Origin of the sequence: Nocardioides sp. NPDC059952, from assembly GCF_042730435.1 — a bacterium.
GTDB lineage: Bacteria > Actinomycetota > Actinomycetes > Propionibacteriales > Nocardioidaceae > Nocardioides.
This window is the reverse complement of record NZ_JBHWLY010000043.1, coordinates 18,690-35,543: the sequence shown is the minus strand read 5'-3', so window position 1 is coordinate 35,543 and position 16,854 is coordinate 18,690. Positions and strand designations below refer to the sequence as shown.

General features: G+C 69.5%; 18 protein-coding genes. 6 read left to right on the top strand and 12 right to left on the bottom strand.

Annotated features, from left to right (window positions below):
• The 5 genes from ACFV9G_RS19160 to ACFV9G_RS19140 form a co-directional block, all read right to left on the bottom strand.
• Positions 1-834: an ABC transporter ATP-binding protein gene (locus ACFV9G_RS19160; RefSeq protein ID WP_378729103.1), complete on the bottom strand. Its 834-nt coding sequence runs from the start codon at positions 832-834 to the stop codon at positions 1-3.
• 2 nt (positions 835-836) lie between these two features.
• Positions 837-1,952, bottom strand: a complete 1,116-nt coding sequence (locus ACFV9G_RS19155; RefSeq protein ID WP_378729102.1) for an ABC transporter substrate-binding protein — start codon at positions 1,950-1,952, stop codon at positions 837-839.
• A gap of 284 nt (positions 1,953-2,236) precedes the next feature.
• Entirely contained in the window at positions 2,237-2,923 is a 687-nt protein-coding gene (locus tag ACFV9G_RS19150) for an NUDIX domain-containing protein (protein ID WP_378729101.1), read from the bottom strand.
• Between the two features lie 25 nt (positions 2,924-2,948).
• Positions 2,949-3,656, bottom strand: a complete 708-nt coding sequence (locus ACFV9G_RS19145; protein WP_378729100.1) for a YoaK family protein — start codon at positions 3,654-3,656, stop codon at positions 2,949-2,951.
• Between the two features lie 25 nt (positions 3,657-3,681).
• Positions 3,682-4,233, bottom strand: a complete 552-nt coding sequence (locus tag ACFV9G_RS19140) for a TetR/AcrR family transcriptional regulator (protein WP_378729099.1) — start codon at positions 4,231-4,233, stop codon at positions 3,682-3,684.
• An 86-nt stretch (positions 4,234-4,319) separates the two neighbouring features.
• On the opposite strand from ACFV9G_RS19140, the gene ACFV9G_RS19135 reads away from it, so the two are divergent.
• Positions 4,320-4,643, top strand: coding sequence for a DMT family transporter (locus ACFV9G_RS19135; RefSeq protein WP_378729097.1), 324 nt, complete (start codon positions 4,320-4,322; stop codon positions 4,641-4,643).
• Positions 4,644-4,659: 16 nt separating this feature from the next.
• Here the strand turns inward: ACFV9G_RS19135 and ACFV9G_RS19130 are convergent, their stop codons facing one another.
• Entirely contained in the window at positions 4,660-6,333 is a 1,674-nt protein-coding gene (locus ACFV9G_RS19130) for an FAD-binding dehydrogenase (RefSeq protein ID WP_378729096.1), read from the bottom strand.
• Between the two features lie 137 nt (positions 6,334-6,470).
• On the opposite strand from ACFV9G_RS19130, the gene ACFV9G_RS19125 reads away from it, so the two are divergent.
• A complete protein-coding gene (locus ACFV9G_RS19125; protein WP_378729095.1) occupies positions 6,471-7,382 on the top strand; it encodes a hypothetical protein in 912 nt (303 codons plus the stop codon).
• A 10-nt stretch (positions 7,383-7,392) separates the two neighbouring features.
• Here the strand turns inward: ACFV9G_RS19125 and ACFV9G_RS19120 are convergent, their stop codons facing one another.
• The 4 genes from ACFV9G_RS19120 to ACFV9G_RS19105 all read right to left on the bottom strand — a co-directional run bounded on the left by ACFV9G_RS19120 (position 7,393) and on the right by ACFV9G_RS19105 (position 9,253).
• Entirely contained in the window at positions 7,393-7,689 is a 297-nt protein-coding gene (locus ACFV9G_RS19120; RefSeq protein WP_378729094.1) for a GNAT family N-acetyltransferase, read from the bottom strand.
• Positions 7,690-7,762: 73 nt separating this feature from the next.
• The gene (locus tag ACFV9G_RS19115) at positions 7,763-8,158 is read right to left on the bottom strand and encodes a VOC family protein (protein WP_378729093.1); all 396 of its coding nucleotides are present in this window, start codon (positions 8,156-8,158) and stop codon (positions 7,763-7,765) included.
• Positions 8,151-8,615, bottom strand: coding sequence for a methyltransferase family protein (locus tag ACFV9G_RS19110; RefSeq protein ID WP_378729092.1), 465 nt, complete (start codon positions 8,613-8,615; stop codon positions 8,151-8,153). Before ACFV9G_RS19110 ends, ACFV9G_RS19115 begins: the two co-directional genes overlap by 8 nt.
• 59 nt (positions 8,616-8,674) lie before the next feature.
• Positions 8,675-9,253 carry a TetR/AcrR family transcriptional regulator gene (locus ACFV9G_RS19105; RefSeq protein WP_378729091.1) on the bottom strand — a complete coding sequence of 193 codons (579 nt, stop codon included), beginning with the start codon at positions 9,251-9,253 and terminating at the stop codon, positions 8,675-8,677.
• A 137-nt stretch (positions 9,254-9,390) separates the two neighbouring features.
• Between ACFV9G_RS19105 and ACFV9G_RS19100 the strand changes: the two genes are divergently transcribed.
• From ACFV9G_RS19100 to ACFV9G_RS19090, 3 genes are all read left to right on the top strand, one after another.
• Positions 9,391-11,868, top strand: coding sequence for an MMPL family transporter (locus ACFV9G_RS19100; protein ID WP_378729090.1), 2,478 nt, complete (start codon positions 9,391-9,393; stop codon positions 11,866-11,868).
• Between the two features lie 86 nt (positions 11,869-11,954).
• Entirely contained in the window at positions 11,955-13,778 is a 1,824-nt protein-coding gene (recQ, locus tag ACFV9G_RS19095) for a DNA helicase RecQ (RefSeq protein WP_378729089.1), read from the top strand.
• Between the two features lie 51 nt (positions 13,779-13,829).
• Positions 13,830-14,411, top strand: coding sequence for a histone deacetylase (locus ACFV9G_RS19090; RefSeq protein WP_378729088.1), 582 nt, complete (start codon positions 13,830-13,832; stop codon positions 14,409-14,411).
• Here the strand turns inward: ACFV9G_RS19090 and ACFV9G_RS19085 are convergent.
• On the bottom strand, positions 14,395-14,589 hold the full coding sequence (locus tag ACFV9G_RS19085; RefSeq protein WP_378729087.1) for a helix-hairpin-helix domain-containing protein: 195 nt from the start codon (positions 14,587-14,589) through the stop codon (positions 14,395-14,397). The genes ACFV9G_RS19090 and ACFV9G_RS19085 overlap by 17 nt on opposite strands.
• A 59-nt stretch (positions 14,590-14,648) precedes the next feature.
• On the opposite strand from ACFV9G_RS19085, the gene ACFV9G_RS19080 reads away from it, so the two are divergent.
• Positions 14,649-15,125, top strand: a complete 477-nt coding sequence (locus ACFV9G_RS19080) for a DinB family protein (RefSeq protein ID WP_378729086.1) — start codon at positions 14,649-14,651, stop codon at positions 15,123-15,125.
• Positions 15,126-15,137: 12 nt separating this feature from the next.
• On the opposite strand, the gene ACFV9G_RS19075 is transcribed toward ACFV9G_RS19080, so the two are convergent.
• On the bottom strand, positions 15,138-16,739 hold the full coding sequence (locus ACFV9G_RS19075) for an MFS transporter (RefSeq protein ID WP_378729085.1): 1,602 nt from the start codon (positions 16,737-16,739) through the stop codon (positions 15,138-15,140).
• Between the last annotated feature and the right edge of the window lie 115 nt (positions 16,740-16,854).

Below are 16,854 nucleotides of genomic sequence, written 5' to 3'. Positions count from 1 at the left end.
TCAAGACTCCGCCTCGGCACGCCCGTCGTCACCGAAGAGCAGCTCGGAGGCCCGGTCGGCGAGCGCGTGGAACTCCGGGGTGCGCATCATCTCGGGCGTACGCGGACGGGGAAGGTCGACCTCGATGATCTCCTTGATCCGGCCGGGCCGCGGCGACATCACCGCGACCCGGTCGGAGAGGAAGATCGCCTCGTTCACACCATGGGTGACCAGCAGGGTGGTCGCCGGCTTCTCGGTCCAGATCCGCAGCAGCTCGAGGTTGAGGTTCTGCCGGGTCATGTCGTCCAGCGCGCCGAACGGCTCGTCGAGCAGGAGCACCGACGGCTTCAGCGCCAGGGCCCGGGCGATCGAGACCCGCTGCCGCATCCCGCCGGAGAGCTGCGCGGGGCGCGCCTTCTCGAAGCCCTCCAGCCCCACGAGCTTGATCAGCTCGTGGATGTAGTCCATGTCCGGGCGCCTCCCGGCGACCTCGAAGACGAGCTTGATGTTGCCGACCACCGAGCGCCACGGCAGCAGCGCGTGGTCCTGGAACGCGATCCCCAGCTCGGAGTCACGCCGCAGGTCGGCGGGAGCCTTGCCGTCGACGTACGCCTCTCCGCTCGTCGGCGTCTCCAGGCCAGCGAGGATCCGCAGGATCGTCGACTTGCCGCAGCCGGAGGGCCCCAGCAGGGCCAGGAACGAGCCCTGGTCGGTGTGGAGCTCGGTGTCCTTGAGCGCGGTGACGGCCTTCGACCCGGAGCCGAAGACCTTGCCGATTCCGGAGATGTGGATGCCGGTGCCGCCGTCGGTCTCCACCGCGGGAGCACCGGCATCCATGAGCTTGTTCTCGGCCATGACTACTTCAGGTAGTCCTTCAGCTCGGGGTTCTCCTCGTAGATCTCGTCGATGATCGAGGTGTCGAACAGGTCCTCGGCCGAGACCTCCCAGCCGGCGGCGGCGAGCGAGTCGACGGTCTGCTGCTGGAGCTCCTCGGAGATGGTGAAGAGGCCGTTCTTCTCGGTCTCCGGCGTCGAGATCAGCTTCTGCGACTCCTCGAGACCACGCTTGGTCTTGACCGGGTCGAGCTCACCGAAGCTGGCTTCGAGACCGTCGGAGTCGCTGGCCGCCTGGTTGTAGTGGGTCGTGACGACCTTGACGACCTCGTCGGTGGGATTCTTGAAGGTCTCGGTCCAGCCCTTGATCTCGGCGGTCAGCAGCGCCTTGAGGAGGTCGCGGTTCTCGGCGAGGTACTGGTCGGTGACGGTGTAGGTCTCGGCGACGTACGGCACGCCGTTCTCGGCGTAGGGAAGGTTGGTGACCTCGTGGCCGGCGAGCTCGACGGTGATCGACTCGTTGGTCAGGTAGGCCATGAAGCCGTCGACCTGGCCCTCCATCAGCGGCGTCGGGTCGAACTCGACCGGGACGACGGTGATGTCGTCCTTCTTCTCCTCCAGGCCGTTGGCCGCGAGGATCGCTTTGAAGACGTTGACGTTGGAGTCCTGGACGCCGATCTTCTTGCCCTTGAGGTCGGCCGGCGTCGCGATGTTGCCGCCGTCCTTGAGCGAGAGGATCGTGAACGGGTTCTTCTGGAAGGTGGCGCCGATGATCTTCAGCGGCGCCTCCTGCTCGGCGATCGCGGAGCCGACCGAGGCGGCGTCGTTGATCGCGACCTGGACCTTGCCGGAGAGCAGCTTGGCGACGCCGGTGTCGGGGCCGGAGATGCCGTTGACAGCGTCGAAGCCGGCTTCCTCGTAGTAGCCCTTGTCCTCGGCGTAGAACTCGCCGGCGAACTCTTCGTTCTTGATCCAGGAGTACTGCATCGAGATGGTGCCGAAGCCCTCCTCGCTGCTGCCTTCTTCGGAGTCGGAGCCGCAGGCGGCCAGGGTGGTGGCGGCGACCACGGACAGCAGGGCCGCGGCGGCCCGGCGTTGAACTGACGTACGTCGCGAGGTCCGAGAGGCGGGGGTAGACATCGAAACGAGTTCCCTTCGAGGAGTGTCACGCATAGGTTTCGGGGACCGTAGCGAGCGGAGGTTTCAGGGGCTGGCACCGGCGTTTCGGCGTTGTAACGACCCTTTCAAGACGAAACTCTCGAAACAGGGCGCTCGCCCCGAGACACGGCGTCCGCTGGACAAGAATGCCGTGGCTGTTGTCTAGTTACTCCGCGCGCATCCCCGCGTCTCATGTGCCGTGCGACACACCGGATCCGCCGTTATCGATTCGTGACCGCACCGAGACCGTTCGGTGACCGACCGGGTCAGGTGGTGCGGCGCAGCAGCGGCGGGTGCAGGTGCTCGGCGGAGCCTCGGCGGAAGAGCTGAGCCGGCCGGCCGCCGTCCCGTGTCGTCGTCGTGCCCGTGGGCTCGAGGAAGGCCTCGGTCTTGGTGACCTTGCGATGGAAGTTGCGGGGGTCCAGGCGCTCGCCCCAGACGATCTCGTAGACCCGGCGCAGTTCGGCGACGGTGAACTCCTCGGCACAGAACGCCGCGCCCAGCGGCGAGTACTCCAGCTTGGAGCGGGCGCGCTCGACGCCGTCACGCAGGATCGCGGCGTGGTCGAAGGCGAGGCCGCCGCCGGCCAGGAGCGCGTCGACCGGCCACCACTGCGCGTCCGCAGCGTCCGATCCCGCCGCGGGCACCGGCAGGTCGGGCGCGAGCGCGAGATAGGCGACGGTCACGACCCGCGTCCGCGGGTCCCGCCCCGGAGAGCCGTACGTCGCCAGCTGCTCGACATGCACGCTGCCCGGCCGGATGCCGGTCTCCTCGGCGAGCTCGCGGGCCGCCGCCTCCTCGAGGCCCTCGTCGTCGAGGACGAACCCGCCCGGAAGCGCCCAGGCGCCTCGATAGGGCTCGATGCCGCGGCGTACTACCAGGGCGCAGAGCGCGTCGTCACGAACGGTGAGCACGACGAGGTCGACGCTGACCGCGAACTTGGGGCACTCCACGTGGCAGACCCTAGAGGATCCGCCGCTAGATGATGGCGTGGTGCACCCGGGCGTGCCAGGCACCCACGGCGGTGGCGAGCCCGATGAGGACGCCGGCGAGCAGCAGGCCGCCGCCGGTGTGCCACAGCAGCATCCCGGCACCGGCGAAGGCACCGAGCAGGATCAGCAGGACGGCGATCGCACGGCGCGCGGTGCCGCCGCCACGGAAGGACGCCTTGCCGGAGCCGATCGGCGAGTCGGCCGCGAGGCCCGTGATCGTGCTGGTGACGACGACGGTGGTCACATCCTTGACCGCGATGTGGCGAGCGGCCGCCGCCTGGGTGCCCATCGCGACCGCGGCCAGGGTGGTGGTCGTGATCATCACCGCGCTCGAGGGCTCGTCCCCGGTGATGAAGAGCAGCGCGGACAGCGCCAGCATGACCACTGCGACCAGGGAGAACAGCACGGTCGTTCGCCCGCTCCAGGCCTGCTTGTCGGCCTTCAGCACCCGCCCGCCGAGCGCGGCGCCGGCCATGAACCCGACCAGCGCCAGGGCCGGCCCGAGGACCGGCAGGTCGGTGTCGCCGACCAGCGCCATGCCGAGGATGACCACGTTGCCGGTCATGTTGCCGGTGAACACCTTGTCCAGACCGAGGTAGCCGACGGCGTCGTTGATGCCGGTGGTGAAGGTGAGCACCAGCATGAGCCACAGGTGCATGCGGTCGGCGGGGATGGTCTTCAGCAGCGAGTTCACCCGGCGCATTGTGCCGGACCCCCGATCACCCCTCCGCGATCGCTCCCGCGGCCACGGCGAGATCGGCCACGCCGGCGGCGAGCTCGTCGGGCCGGTCGGTGGCCAGGTCCAAATGGAAGCCGAACAGCGAGGAGTCGACGAGCGTGACGATCCGACCGGAACGCTCGGGCGGGGCGCCACAGGCGGTGACGTAGTCGCGCAGCGCGGCGTACCACAGCTCGTTGGTCTCCCGGACGACCGAGCGATAGGGCTCCATCCCGATCAACCCGGTCGCGGCCGCTTGCAGGTAGACCTGCAGGCAGCCGTGCAGCGGCTCGGTGCGGTAGGCCCGCCACAGTGCCTCCACCCCGGCGCGTACGTCCTCGGCCGGCTCGAGCGCCGCGACCGCCGCGACGGAGAGCTCGTTGGTGCGCGCCACCACCGCGGCGACGAGCTCGTCGCGACCGCCGAAGTGGTAGATCAGCATCCGGTCGCTGGTGCCGATCGCGGCCGCCAGCGGACGCAGGGTCAGCCCGATCAACCCGTGCTCGAGCACATGGTCGACCACCTGCCCGAGAAGCTCCTCCTTGCGGTCCATGAAAAGCATTATGCCCAACATGTAGCGACTGCTACATTTAGCGGTGATGTAGCAGTCGCTACACGCTCCCCAGGAGGACCCGGAAGATGTACGCCGCCATTCTGCTCGTCGCCGCGATCGCGATCGAGGTCGTCAGCACCGCGCTGCTCCCCCGCACCGAGGGCTTCCGCAACCTGGGCTGGTCGGTCGCGGTCGTGGCAGGCTACGGCGTCTCGATCTGGCTGCTGTCCGTGGTCGTGGAGCGGATGCCGGTCTCGGTGGCGTACGCCATCTGGTCGGGCCTGGGCACCGCACTGGTCGCGGGCATCGGCGTGATGTTCCTCGGCGAGCACCTCAGCGCCGCCAAGGCCGGCTTCCTGGCGATGATCGTCGTCGGCGTGGTCGGGCTGAACCTCTCCGGCGCCCACTGACCACGCCGACGCGGCGTCAGATCGCCGCGGCCGCGGCCCGTCCCGCCGTACGTCCCGAGAACAGGCACCCACCGAGGAAGGTGCCCTCGAGCGCGTTGTAGCCCATCATCCCGCCACCGCCGAAGCCGGAGACCTCGCCCGCCGCGTAGAGCCCGGGCAGCGGGGTGCCGGCCGCGGTCAGGCAGCGTCCGGACAGGTCGGTCTCGAGCCCACCGAGGGTCTTGCGGGAGAGGATGTGCAGCTTAACGGCGATCAGCGGGCCGGCCTCGGGGTCGAGGATCCGGTGGGGCTTGGCGGTGCGCTGCAGCTTGTCGCCGCGGTAGTGGCGGGCGGCGTACAGCGCGGTGACCTGGGCGTCCTTGGTGAAGTTGTTGGCAATCTCGCGGTCGCGGGCCTCGATGATCCTTCGCAGCTCCGGTTCCGAGATCTGCGGACCGGTCGGGTCCTTATCGGCGAGGCCGTTCATGCCGTGGACCAGCGCGGTGAGGTTCTCGGCGACCACGAAGTCCTCGCCGTGCTCCATGAAGCTCTTCACCGGGCCGGGACCCTTGCGTGCCCGCTCAGCGAGCAGCTTGATGTCCTTGCCGGTCAGGTCGGGGTTCTGCTCCGAACCGGAGAGCGCGAACTCCTTCTTGATGATCTTCTCGGTCAGCACGAACCAGGAGTAGTCGTAGCCGGTCTGCCGCAGGTGCTTGAGCGTGCCGAGGGTGTCGAAGCCGGGGAAGAACGGCGCCGGGAGACGCTTGCCGGTCGCGTCCAGCCACAGGCTCGAGGGGCCGGGGAGGATCCGGATGCCGTGGTTGGCCCAGATCGAGTCCCAGTTGCGGATGCCCTCGACGTAGTGCCACATCCGGTCGTCGTTGATGATCTTGGCGCCGGTGCTCGCGGTGATCTCGAGCATCCGGCCGTCCACGTGTGCGGGCACGCCGGAGACCATCGACCTCGGCGGGGTGCCGAGCCGCTCCGGCCAGTGCTTGCGGACCAGGTCGTGGTCGCCGCCGATGCCGCCGGAGGTGACGATCACAGCCTGGCCGCGGAGCTCGAAGTCCTCCACCTCGGTGCGCGAGGAGGCCTGGCCCCGCTCGATGTCGCTGGGCTCGAGCAGCTTGCCGCTCACCCCGACGGCCGCCCCGTCCTCGATCAGGATCTGGTCCACGCGGCGCCGGAAGGCGAAGGTGATCCGGCCGGTGTCGGCGTGGGCGCGTACGCGCTTCTCGAACGGCTCGACCACGCCCGGCCCGGTCCCCCAGGTGATGTGGAAGCGCGGCACCGAGTTGCCGTGGCCGTCGGCGCGGCCGTCGCCACGCTCGGCCCAGCCGACGACCGGGAAGATCCGGTGGCCCATCTGGCGCAGCCAGGACCGCTTCTCGCCCGCCGCGAAGTCCAGGTACGCCTCGGCCCACCGCCGCGGCCACAGGTCCTCGTCGCGGTCGAACTGGGCGGATCCCATCCAGTCCTGGAGCGCCAGCTCGGGTGAGTCCTTGATCCCCATCCGGCGCTGCTCGGGACTGTCGACGAGGAAGAGCCCGCCGAGGCTCCAGAAGGCCTGGCCGCCCAGCGACTGCTCGGGTTCCTGGTCGACCAGGAGAACGCTCTTACCCGCGTCCGCGACCTCGGCCGCTGCTGCCAGGCCGGCAAGGCCGGCTCCCACCACGATCACGTCGGCGTGCCGTTGAATCTCCGCAGTCATGTCGGCAGATCCTGCCACCATCACTACCCGCGAGTACATGGAACCTGTCGCCCGACCGTTCCGCCAGGTGGACAGTTGTCGGACTCGCGCCCCGAAGCGACCGCCGATCGGTGTCCGAGCGGATAGATTTTTTGATCGTGATCGACCCCAAAGTGATGGCCAAGAGGCAGCAGAAGTGGGTCCAGCGCGGCATCGACCGCACCGAGACCTGGCTGGGCCGCAGTGGCAGCAGACTCGGTCCGCTGATCCCGCACATCGCCACGGCCGGGGTGCTCACCGGGGACGAGGACCACGGCTGGATCCCGCAGGGTCTGGCGTACTCCCCCGAGACCGAGCTGCTCCTGCAGGGTTACTACGGCGACAAGCTCGGCTCCGCGCTCGCCCTGGTCGACAGACCGTCGGGTGAGCTCATCAACGCCGTCTACCTGGGCGGGCCGAAAGGCAGCGTCAGCGGCCCGGTCAACGCCGGCGGCGTCGCGGTCATCGGCGACGAGGTCTACGTGTGCCGCGAGGGCAACCCGCCCCGGCTCTACCGTTACTCACTGACCCAGATCGTCCACGCCGAACCGATCTCGACGGTCTCGACCGTCTCCCCGCTGGTCGCACTCGCCGCCGGCTCCTACCTCGCCGCCGCGAAGGACCTGCTCTACGTGGGGTCGCACGCCAACAACCGCCTCTACAAGTACATCCGCAAGGACGACACCTGGCAGATCAAGACCCCGATCGGCGTACGCACCCCCGTCGGCACCCAGGGCGTCGTGGTCCGCGAGGAGGAGTACGTCTTCAGCGTCAACCGCGGACCGACCCGGCGTAGTCAGCTGGTCGTGCAGGACCGGGTCACGATCCGGCCGCGTGCTGTGCAGTCGCTCCCCAACCTGGCCGAGGGCGTCGCCGAGGTCGGCGATGAGTTCTTCGTGACCTACCAGTCGGGCGCCAGGCCCTACTCCCGCGGCTCCACCCGAGGCCAGACCTGGCCCTCGGCGCACATGACCCGCACTCCCCTGGACAAGCTAGGCCTGGAGCCGCGGAAGTCGGCAGAATCCCTCTGATCTCTGGTGATCAGGCGGGCCAGTCGGTGATGTCGGCGTACTCCTCGCCGTGCCGCTTCAGCCACCCCGCGACGTACGGGCAATGCGGGATGATCCGCTTCCCCTTCGCCTTCACATCGGCCAGCGCGAACGCCACCAGCTTCGAGGCGAGCCCCTGCCCGTTGTAAGCCTCCTTGACCTCGGTGTGGAGGAAGTCCACATGCTCGTCGTCGGGCAGCCGGTAGGTCGCCAGCCCCGCAACGGTCTCCCCGTCGCGGATCTCGTAGCGATGCCTGGCCGGGTTCTCTACGTACTCGATCTCGCTCACGCGCCCATTCTCACCCACCCGAGGCTGCGGTCGCCGGCCAGGGAGATCTCGACAAGCTCGAGCACCAGAAGCATCAGGCAACGAAGATGCAGAAGATGTGCCCCGCAGGATCCGCATAAGCCCGCAGAGGCTCCTCAGGATCGTCAGAACGATCGAACCGGAGCGAAGCCCCCAACCCGAGCACACGAGCATGCTCGGCGTCGAGCTCGGCCACAGACCCGACGACGGTGTCGAGATGCATGTGCTTGACCGCCCCAGGCGCAGGCCAGCCAGAGGGGTCCATCTCGGACGAGTCGACCAGGTTGAACGCGAGCGCCCGACGCCCGTCGGGCCAGGTGAGCACGAGCCAGTCGTCGTCACCCGGCTCCTCGTCGCCCGGACGGTAGACGAGGCCGAGGAACTGGCGGTAGAACTCGGCGAGGCCGCGTACGTCGGTGGTGTCGAGGACGGTGTGGAGGAGCTCAGCCACGCGGAGCACCCCAGGGTGAGCCGAGCCAGCGCGGAGTAGCAGCCCGATAGGAGTCGTACGCCTCCCCGAAGCTCCACGACAGGGCGTGCTCCTCCGCGGGGATCTGGGTGCGGTCGATGACGGCGACGAAGGCGGCGACGGGGACGAGCGGAAGCCAGCCACCGCGGAGGACCGCATGGGCGGCGAGGAGGCCTGCCATACCGACGTACATCGGGTTCCGGGTGTAGCGGAACGGCCCGTCGGTGACGACCGCGGTCGCACCCTCGGGCTCGAGCGGGTTGAACGTGGTGTCCTTGTGCTTGAACGCCCGGGCAGCACCGCCGGCGACATAGACCGAGCCGGCCGCGAGGAGACCGGCCGCGACGGACCGGACGACGGTCGGCCGGCGGCTCGGAGCGAGCAGATGCTGGGCGGCCAGTCCAGCGGCGACGTAGACGGGCGGCGGCACCTTCGGCATGCCCTCCACCGTAGCCTCGCGCCGCGGAACCGGCCCCCTCTTTCTTGGGTAAGGGCCGATCAGTGCAGCAGCGCGCGCACCAGACGCTCGGCGACGTCCGGAGCGGGCTCGGTGCGCTCGAGGGAGTGGAGCACGAATCCACCGACCAGGGCGCGTACGAACTCCGTGACCGGCAGGTCGGCGGGCAGCTGGCCGGCGTCGACGGCTGCCTCGATACGGGTGGACACGGTGGCGGTGATCCCGAGCGCGTCGTTGAGGCGGGTGCCGATGTCGGGGTTCTCGCAGGCGGCCGCGACGAGCGAGCGGACGAGGCCGTCGTTGCCGGGCTGGGCGACGAGGTCGATGAGGCTCTGCATCCAGGCGATCAGGTCGGCACGGATGTCCCCGGTGTCGGGTACGACCGGGTGGTCCGGCAGCAGCAGGTCCTCGATCAGAGCGTCGGCGACGACCGCGCTCTTCGAGGACCACCAGCGGTAGATCGTCTGCTTGGAGACGCCCGCTTCGGCCGCGATGCCCTCGATGGTGAGGTGGTCGTAGCCCTGGGTGGCGAAGAGCCGCCCGGTCGCGTCGAGGATCGCCATGCGAGCCTCTTCACTGCGTACGGCACCCCTACGGCGCACTCCTGCGGACGCTGACATGAACGGCATCCTAAGAGCCCGTGGCATCTCCTGGCCACGGCACAGGTGTGACACATCACTCGCTCAGCAACCCTTGTCCGTTCGCGCACAGGTGATTAACTGGACGCACCGTTGCGAATTACCGGAGGGATGCCGCCATGGCGGAGCTGTTGTACCGATTGGGCAAGTCGGCCGCGCGCCGCGCCTGGCTTGTGATCCTCGCCTGGGTGCTGGCGCTGTCCGGCGCCGCCGGGGCGTACGTCGCCTGGTCAGGCGAGCTCACCACCAGCTTCGACATCCCGGGGCTGCCCTCGTCCGAGGTGGTCGACGAGCTCCAGGAGGGGCTGCCCGACCTGGCCGGCGGCTCCGGCACGATCGCCTTCCAGACCGAGGACGGCACCCCGCTCAGCGCAACCCAGAAGCGGGAGATCCGGGCGCTGATCACCAGCGCCGAGGACCTCCCCGACGTCGCCGCGGTCACCGACCCGTTCCAGACCGAGGCCCAGCGCACGGCGCAGGCCGAGAAGGTCACCGAGGGCCAGGCCCGGCTCGAGGCCGGCCGGACCCAGCTCGACAGCGCCCAGGCCAAGCTCGACAAGGCGCAGGCCGACATCGACAAGGCCCGCACCCAGCTGCAGAGCGCCGGGATGCCGACCACCCAGATCGACGCCCAGCAGGCCGCCCTCGACAAGCAGCAGGCCAAGCTCGACGACAGCGCCGCCGACCTCGAGGCCAACACCGCCAAGGCCGAGAACGGCGCCGAGCTGCTCGAGCTCGCAGACGGGATCCGGATGGTCTCGGCGGACGGCTCGGCCGCCCTGGTCAACGTCGCCTACTCGGTCGGCCGTCTGGAGATGTCCGAGGAGACCAAGAAGGCCACCGTCGACCACTTCACAGACAGCCCGATCGACGGGGTCGAGATCGGCGTCTCCTCCGACATCTCCCAGGAGACCCCCAACCCCGTGGGCCCAGGTGAGATCGTCGGCGTCGGCGTCGCCGCGATCGTCCTCCTGGTCATGCTCGGCACGATCATCGGCGCCGGCGTCCCGCTGATCACCGCGCTGACCGGAGTCGGCATCGGTGCGCTCGGCGCGCTCTCCCTCTCCGGGGTCGTGCAGATGGCCTCGATGACCCCGATCCTGGGCCTGATGCTCGGCCTGGCCGTCGGCATCGACTACTCGCTCTTCATCCTCAACCGGCACCGCAAGCAGCTGCTCCACGGCTCGGACGTCAAAGAGTCGATCGCGCTCGCCAACGGCACCGCCGGCACGGCGGTCGTCTTCGCCGGCTCGACCGTGATCGTCGCGCTGGTGGCCCTCAACATGACCGGGATCCCGTTCCTCGGCCTGATGGGCTCGGTCGGAGCGGCCTGCGTCGCGATCGCGGTCCTGGTCGCGATCACCCTGACCCCGGCGATCCTCGGCCTCGTCGGTGGCCGCATCGTCTCCAAGCGCGCCCGGAAGAAGGTCGCCAAGCAGGACGCCGCCGAGGCCGACGCCAAGCCGATGCCGACCTGGCGCGCGCTGGTCACCGTCGTCGCCTCCGTGGTCGCCCTGCTCGCCCTGGCGGTCCCCGCCCTCGACATGCGCCTCGGCCTCCCCGACGGCGGCTCCGAGCCCGAGGGCTCGCTGGCCAAGACCGCCTACACGATCACCGAGGACAGCTTCGGTGCCGGCGCCAACGGCCCGCTGCTGGTCGCCGCCGAGCTGCCCGAGGGCCTCAACGAGGCCGGCATCCAGCGGGCCCAGCTGACGGTCGCCAAAGCACTGGCGGACCTCGATGACGTACGCGCAGTGGCTCCGGCCGCCGTCTCCGAGGACGGTCGCACGGCCGCCTTCCAGGTCGTGCCCGAGGAGGGCCCGAACAGCGTCTCGACCAACGAGCTGGTCAACGCGATCCGGGACATGCCGGCGGTCAACGGCGACATCACGCTCGGCGTCGCCGGCGCCACCGCGGTCGCGATCGACGTCTCGCAGGGGCTCAACGACGTACTCCTCCCCTACCTCGCCGTCGTGGTCGGCCTCTCGCTGCTGATCCTGATCCTGGTCTTCCGCTCGCTCCTGGTCCCGCTCATCGCGACCGGTGGCTTCGTGCTCTCGCTGCTGGCGACGTACGGCGTCGTGGTCGCGGTCTTCCAGAAGGGCATCGGCGCCGAGTGGATCGGCATCGACAGCACCGGGCCGATCCTGAGCTTCCTGCCGATCCTGCTGGTCGGGATCCTCTTCGGCCTGGCGATGGACTACCAGCTGTTCCTGGCCTCCGGCATGCGGGAGGCGTACGTCCACGGGGCTCCCGCGCGTCTCGCCGTCGCCCAGGGCTTCCGTGCCGGGCGTTCGGTGGTCATCGCGGCCGGCCTGATCATGGTCTCCGTCTTCGGCGGGTTCGTCTTCGCCGAGTCGGTGATGATCCGCTCGATGGGCTTCGGGCTCGCGCTCGGGGTGCTGCTGGACGCGTTCATCGTCCGGATGCTGCTGATGCCGGCGCTGATGCACCTGCTCGGCCGCTCCGCGTGGTGGCTGCCGAAGTGGCTCGACCGCATCCTGCCGAACGTGGACGTCGAGGGCGCCGGGCTCGAGCGCGCCCACGGCCCCGCCGCCGACGGAGCCACGGTCAAGCGCGAGAAGATCTCGGTCTGAGGAGGTTGTGAAGCTGAGAGTGACCTATAGACCACTCTCAGCTTCACAACTCCGGACCGTCGGTGACGGCCGGTAGGGTCACTCGCGTGAATGAGGTGACCCCGGAGCTGGATGTCTTGCGCCGCGTCTTCGGCTACGACGAGTTCCGTGGCGAGCAGGCGGAGATCATCGGGCACGTCGCCGGAGGTGGCGATGCGCTGGTGCTGATGCCGACCGGTGGCGGCAAGTCGCTGTGCTACCAGATCCCGTCCCTGGTGAGAGCCGGGACCGGGGTGGTCGTCTCACCGCTGATCGCGCTGATGCAGGACCAGGTCGACGCGCTCTCCGCGCTCGGCGTGCGCGCCGGCTTCCTCAACTCCACCCAGATGCCCCACGAGCGGCAGCAGGTGGAGAAGGCGCTGCTCGCCGGTGAGCTCGACATGCTCTACCTCGCCCCGGAGCGGCTGCGGGTTCCCGAGACCGGCCGGCTGCTCGACCAGGCCAAGATCTCGCTCTTCGCGATCGACGAGGCCCACTGCGTGTCCCAGTGGGGTCACGACTTCCGGCCCGACTATCTGCAGCTCTCCCACCTGCACGAGCGCTGGCCGGAGGTGCCGCGGATCGCGCTGACCGCGACCGCCACCGCCGAGACCCGGCGCGAGATCGCCTCCCGGCTCGACCTCGAGGACGCCCGCCACTTCGTGGCCTCCTTCGACAGACCCAACATCCAGTACCGGATCGCCCCGAAGGACAAGCCGGCCAAGCAGCTCCTCGACCTGATCCGCACCGAGCACCCCGGCGAGGCCGGCATCGTCTACTGCCTCTCGCGCAACTCGGTCGAGCGCACTGCCGCGACCCTGGTCGGCGCCGGGATCCCCGCGCTCCCCTACCACGCAGGTCTCGACGCCAGGACCCGCGCGCAGAACCAGTCCCGCTTCCTGCGCGAGGACGGCATCGTCATGGTCGCCACCATCGCCTTCGGGATGGGGATCGACAAGCCGGACGTACGCTTCGTGGCCCATCTCGATCTGCCCAAGTCGGTCGAGGGCTACTACCAGGAGACCGGGCGGGCCGGACGTGACGGTCAGCCGTCGACCGCGTGGCTGGCCTACGGCCTGGCCGATGTCGTCCAGCAGCGGCAGATGATCGAGACCTCCGAGGGCGACCGGGCCCACAAGCACCGGCTCGGCCAGCACCTCAACGCGATGCTGGCCCTGTGCGAGACCGTCGACTGCCGGCGGGTGCAGCTGCTGCGCTACTTCGGCCAGGCCGCCGAGCCGTGCGGCAACTGCGACACCTGCCTGGCCACACCGGAGTCCTGGGACGGCACCGTTCCCGCCCAGAAGGTGCTCTCCACCGTCATCCGGCTCGACCGCGAGCGCAACGGGCAGCGCTTCGGAGCCGGGCAGATCGTCGACATCCTGCGGGGCAAGGAGACCGAGAAGGTCCGCCAGTTCCGCCACCACGAGCTGTCGGTCTTCGGGATCGGCACCGACATCGCCGAGAGCGACTGGCACTCCGTCATCCGGCAGCTGCTGGCCCGCGAGATGCTCGCCGTCGACACCCGCTACGGCGTCTTCTCGGTCGCCGAGGCCGCCGGCCCCGTGCTGCGCTCGGAGCAGCAGCTGATGCTGCGCAAGGAGCCGCCGCGACAGGCTCGCCGCAGCGGCTCCGGGGAGCGGAAGCCGAAGGTGGCCGCGGCCGATCTCTCGCCGGAGGCGGCCGAGGTCTTCGAGCGGCTGCGGGCGTGGCGCGGTGAGGTCGCCAAGGAGCAGGGCGTGCCCGCCTACGTCGTCTTCCACGACGCCACGCTCCGCGAGATCGCCACCCGGCTGCCGGCCACCCGCGAGGAGCTCGGGACGATCAGCGGGATCGGCGAGGCGAAGCTGGAGAAGTACGCCGACGGAGTGCTCGCCGCCCTCCAGGTGTGATGCCCAGGCAACGAGGTTCCCGGCCAGCACCCCCCGGTAGGCTGCGCCGCGATGAGCTCCGAGGTCTGGTACGTCAGCTATGGATCGAACATGTGCCGCGACCGTCTCGGCGCCTATCTCCTCGGTGGCCGGCCCGTCGGCGCGCGACGGTCGTACGTCGGGGCCCGCACGCCGGCCATGCCGGTCGAGGACGTCGCCGTCGACCTCCCCGGGAGGCTCTACTTCGCGGGTGAGTCGGCGACATGGACCGGTGGCGTGGCGTTCTACGACCACGACGCGGCCGGGTCGTGGACTGCTGCCCGGGCCTTCCGGATGACCGCCGAGCAGTTCGCCGATGTCGCCGCCCAGGAGATGGACCGGCTGCCCACCCCGGGCGACCCGATCGAGAAGGTCGTCATCGACGGGCTCGAGGAGGGCCGTCACGAGGCGGGACCGGGGCACTACGAGACCCTGATCGAGGTCGGTCGCCGCGACGGCCTCCCGATGCTCACCTTCACCGCGCCGCACGGCTTCGACGCGGTCCCGCACACCCGGCCGTCGGCCGCGTACGTCTCGATGCTCGTTCGCGGGCTCCACGAGGCGCGCGGCTGGGATCGCCGGCAGGCCGATGCGTACGTCAGGGAGCGCTGCTGAGCGCTTCGTGCAGCAGGCTCACGGCCTTGGGCCCGACGCCGTGGAGCCTCAGCAGAGCATCCAGGTCGTCCGGCAGGTCCGACAGCGTGCGATAGCCCGCAGCGAGCAGTGCCCCGGTCGCGGGCCGTCCGATCTTCACGCCATCGAAGACCGGCCCCGCGTCGTTCGTCGTCGACATGACGGACAGGCTACGGCCCGGGCACCGTGCGCCTGCGGACATCCGACTAGCCTGCCCGCATGAAGATCGGACAGGCGGACGAGCGCGCGCTTCTCGAAGGAATGGTCGACATCCAGCGGGACGAGATCACCGGCCTCCTCGAGGACCTCGACGACGAGGAGGCCCGACGGAGGCTGGTCCCGTCGCTGACCACACCCCTGGCGCTGGTCAAGCACGCGACGTTCGTGGAGAAGGTGTGGTTCCACGCCCGTGTCGCCGGTGTGCCGCGCAAGGAGATCGGGCTGCCCGACACCGTCGAGGAGAGCTTCCTGCCGGACCCTGAGGACACGGTCGAGTCGGTCCGCGCGGCCCACCGTGCGGCCTGCGAGCGTTCCCGCGAGGTGGCCGCCGGACATGAGCTCGACGAGCAGTTCGACTGGCACGGGAATCCGGTGACCCTGCGGTTCGTCTACGCGCACATGATCCAGGAGCTCGCCCGCCACGCCGGGCACGGCGACATCCTCGTCGAGCAGATCAAGGCTTCCCGCGTCAGCTAGGGCGCGTCGGACTCAACCGGGTTGCCTGGTGGGCACCCCGCGGGCGAAGAACAGAGCGAGGAGAGAGATCAGCGCGAGCACCGACAGGGCAGCCCGCAGTCCGTCGAGGCGGGAGGCGGTGTTCTCCTCGATGATCGCCGCCGAGGCACTCTCGGGCACGCCGGCGTCGGCCAAGGCGTCCGCCAGGGCGTCGTCAGGAACGAACGGGATCCCCCCGGCGAGCTCGACCGCAGCCGCCGTGGAGAGACTGTCGGGTACGTCAGGGTTGTCCTGGATCCCGGTGAGGAACGACGAGGTCAGGGCAGAGATCAGCACGGCGCCCGCCAGGGCCGTGCCGATCGAGGCGCCCAGGTTGGTGACCGTGTTCTGCAACCCGCCGACCTCCGAGCTCTGCTCGTCCGGGACCGCTGAGACGGTGACGCTGCCCAGCTGCGAGGCCAGCGCGCCCACGCCGAGTCCGGCCAGCAGCATCGGCCACGTGACGACTTCGGGCCCCACGCCCGCCTCGAGCGAGACCAGCAGGGAGACGTTGCCGGCGAAGAGGGCGGCGAACCCGACCCTGACCACCCTGCGGGGCGAGGCATCCGGAAAGAGCTTCGGGATACCGACAGCGGCGAGCAGCAGGGTGAGGGACAGCGGAAGGATGCGCACCCCGGTCTCGACCGCCGACAGCCCGAGGGCCACCGACAGGAACAGCGGCACCGAGAAGAACAGCCCGGCCTGCAGGAGGTACTGGAAGAAGAAGGACGTCAGGCCACCACGCAGCACTCTGTTGTCGAGGATCGCCGGGTCGATCAACGCCGGCATCCCCTCCTGTTGACGCCGTCGCTCCCACCCCAGGAACAACCGGAGCACGAGTCCACCGGCGATCACGAGCCAGACGACAGGTGAGACGCCGAGCCACGACGGCGCCCCCTCCTTCGGGATCAAGAAGCCCCAGGTCCCCGCGCGCAGGATCCCGAACACGACCAGGCCGAGCCCGAGCGCCGACATCACGGTGCCCACCAGATCGAGGCGTGCGCTCGGGTCCGCCGGCGAGTCCGTCATCCTCCTGGTCAGGAGCAGGATGGCCAGCACGATCAGGACTTCTCCGGCGAACACCAACCGCCAGGAGGCGTACGTGGTGAGCAGTCCGCCGATCAGCGGTCCTGCCGCCACCGCGATCGCGCCGGCCGCCGCCACCAGCCCATAGGCGCGCGGTCGTTCGGCCCGAGCGAAGTTCGTGGCCACCAGCGAGACGATCGCCGGCATGATCAGTGCGGCCCCGACACCCTCGAGGAACGACCATCCGATGATGAGCACGGTCAGATTGGGGGCCAGCGCAGTCGTCGACGAGCCGACACCGTAGATGACGCAGCCGATCGCGAAGGCCCGCTTCGTGCTCAACAGCTGGCCTACTTTTCCGCCTGTGATCATGAGGCTGGCCATCACCAGCGTGTACAGGGTGATGGCCGTCTGGATCCCGGTGACTGTCGTGTCGAGATCCTCGGCCACCGTCGCGATGGAGACGTTCATGACCGAGCTGTCCAGGGTCATCAGGAACTGCGCCGAGGCGAGGGTGAACAAGACGGCTCCCGATCCGGCGCCCACCGCAGTCCGCGTCACCTCGCTCATGACAGCCATTCGAGACGACCCGAGCGCCGTCCGGATCATCCATGGCGCATGAACCTCGTCTCGTCTGCCAGAAATGGTTCGTACGTCTGGCCACCCGTGCCGGAGAATCTGACTC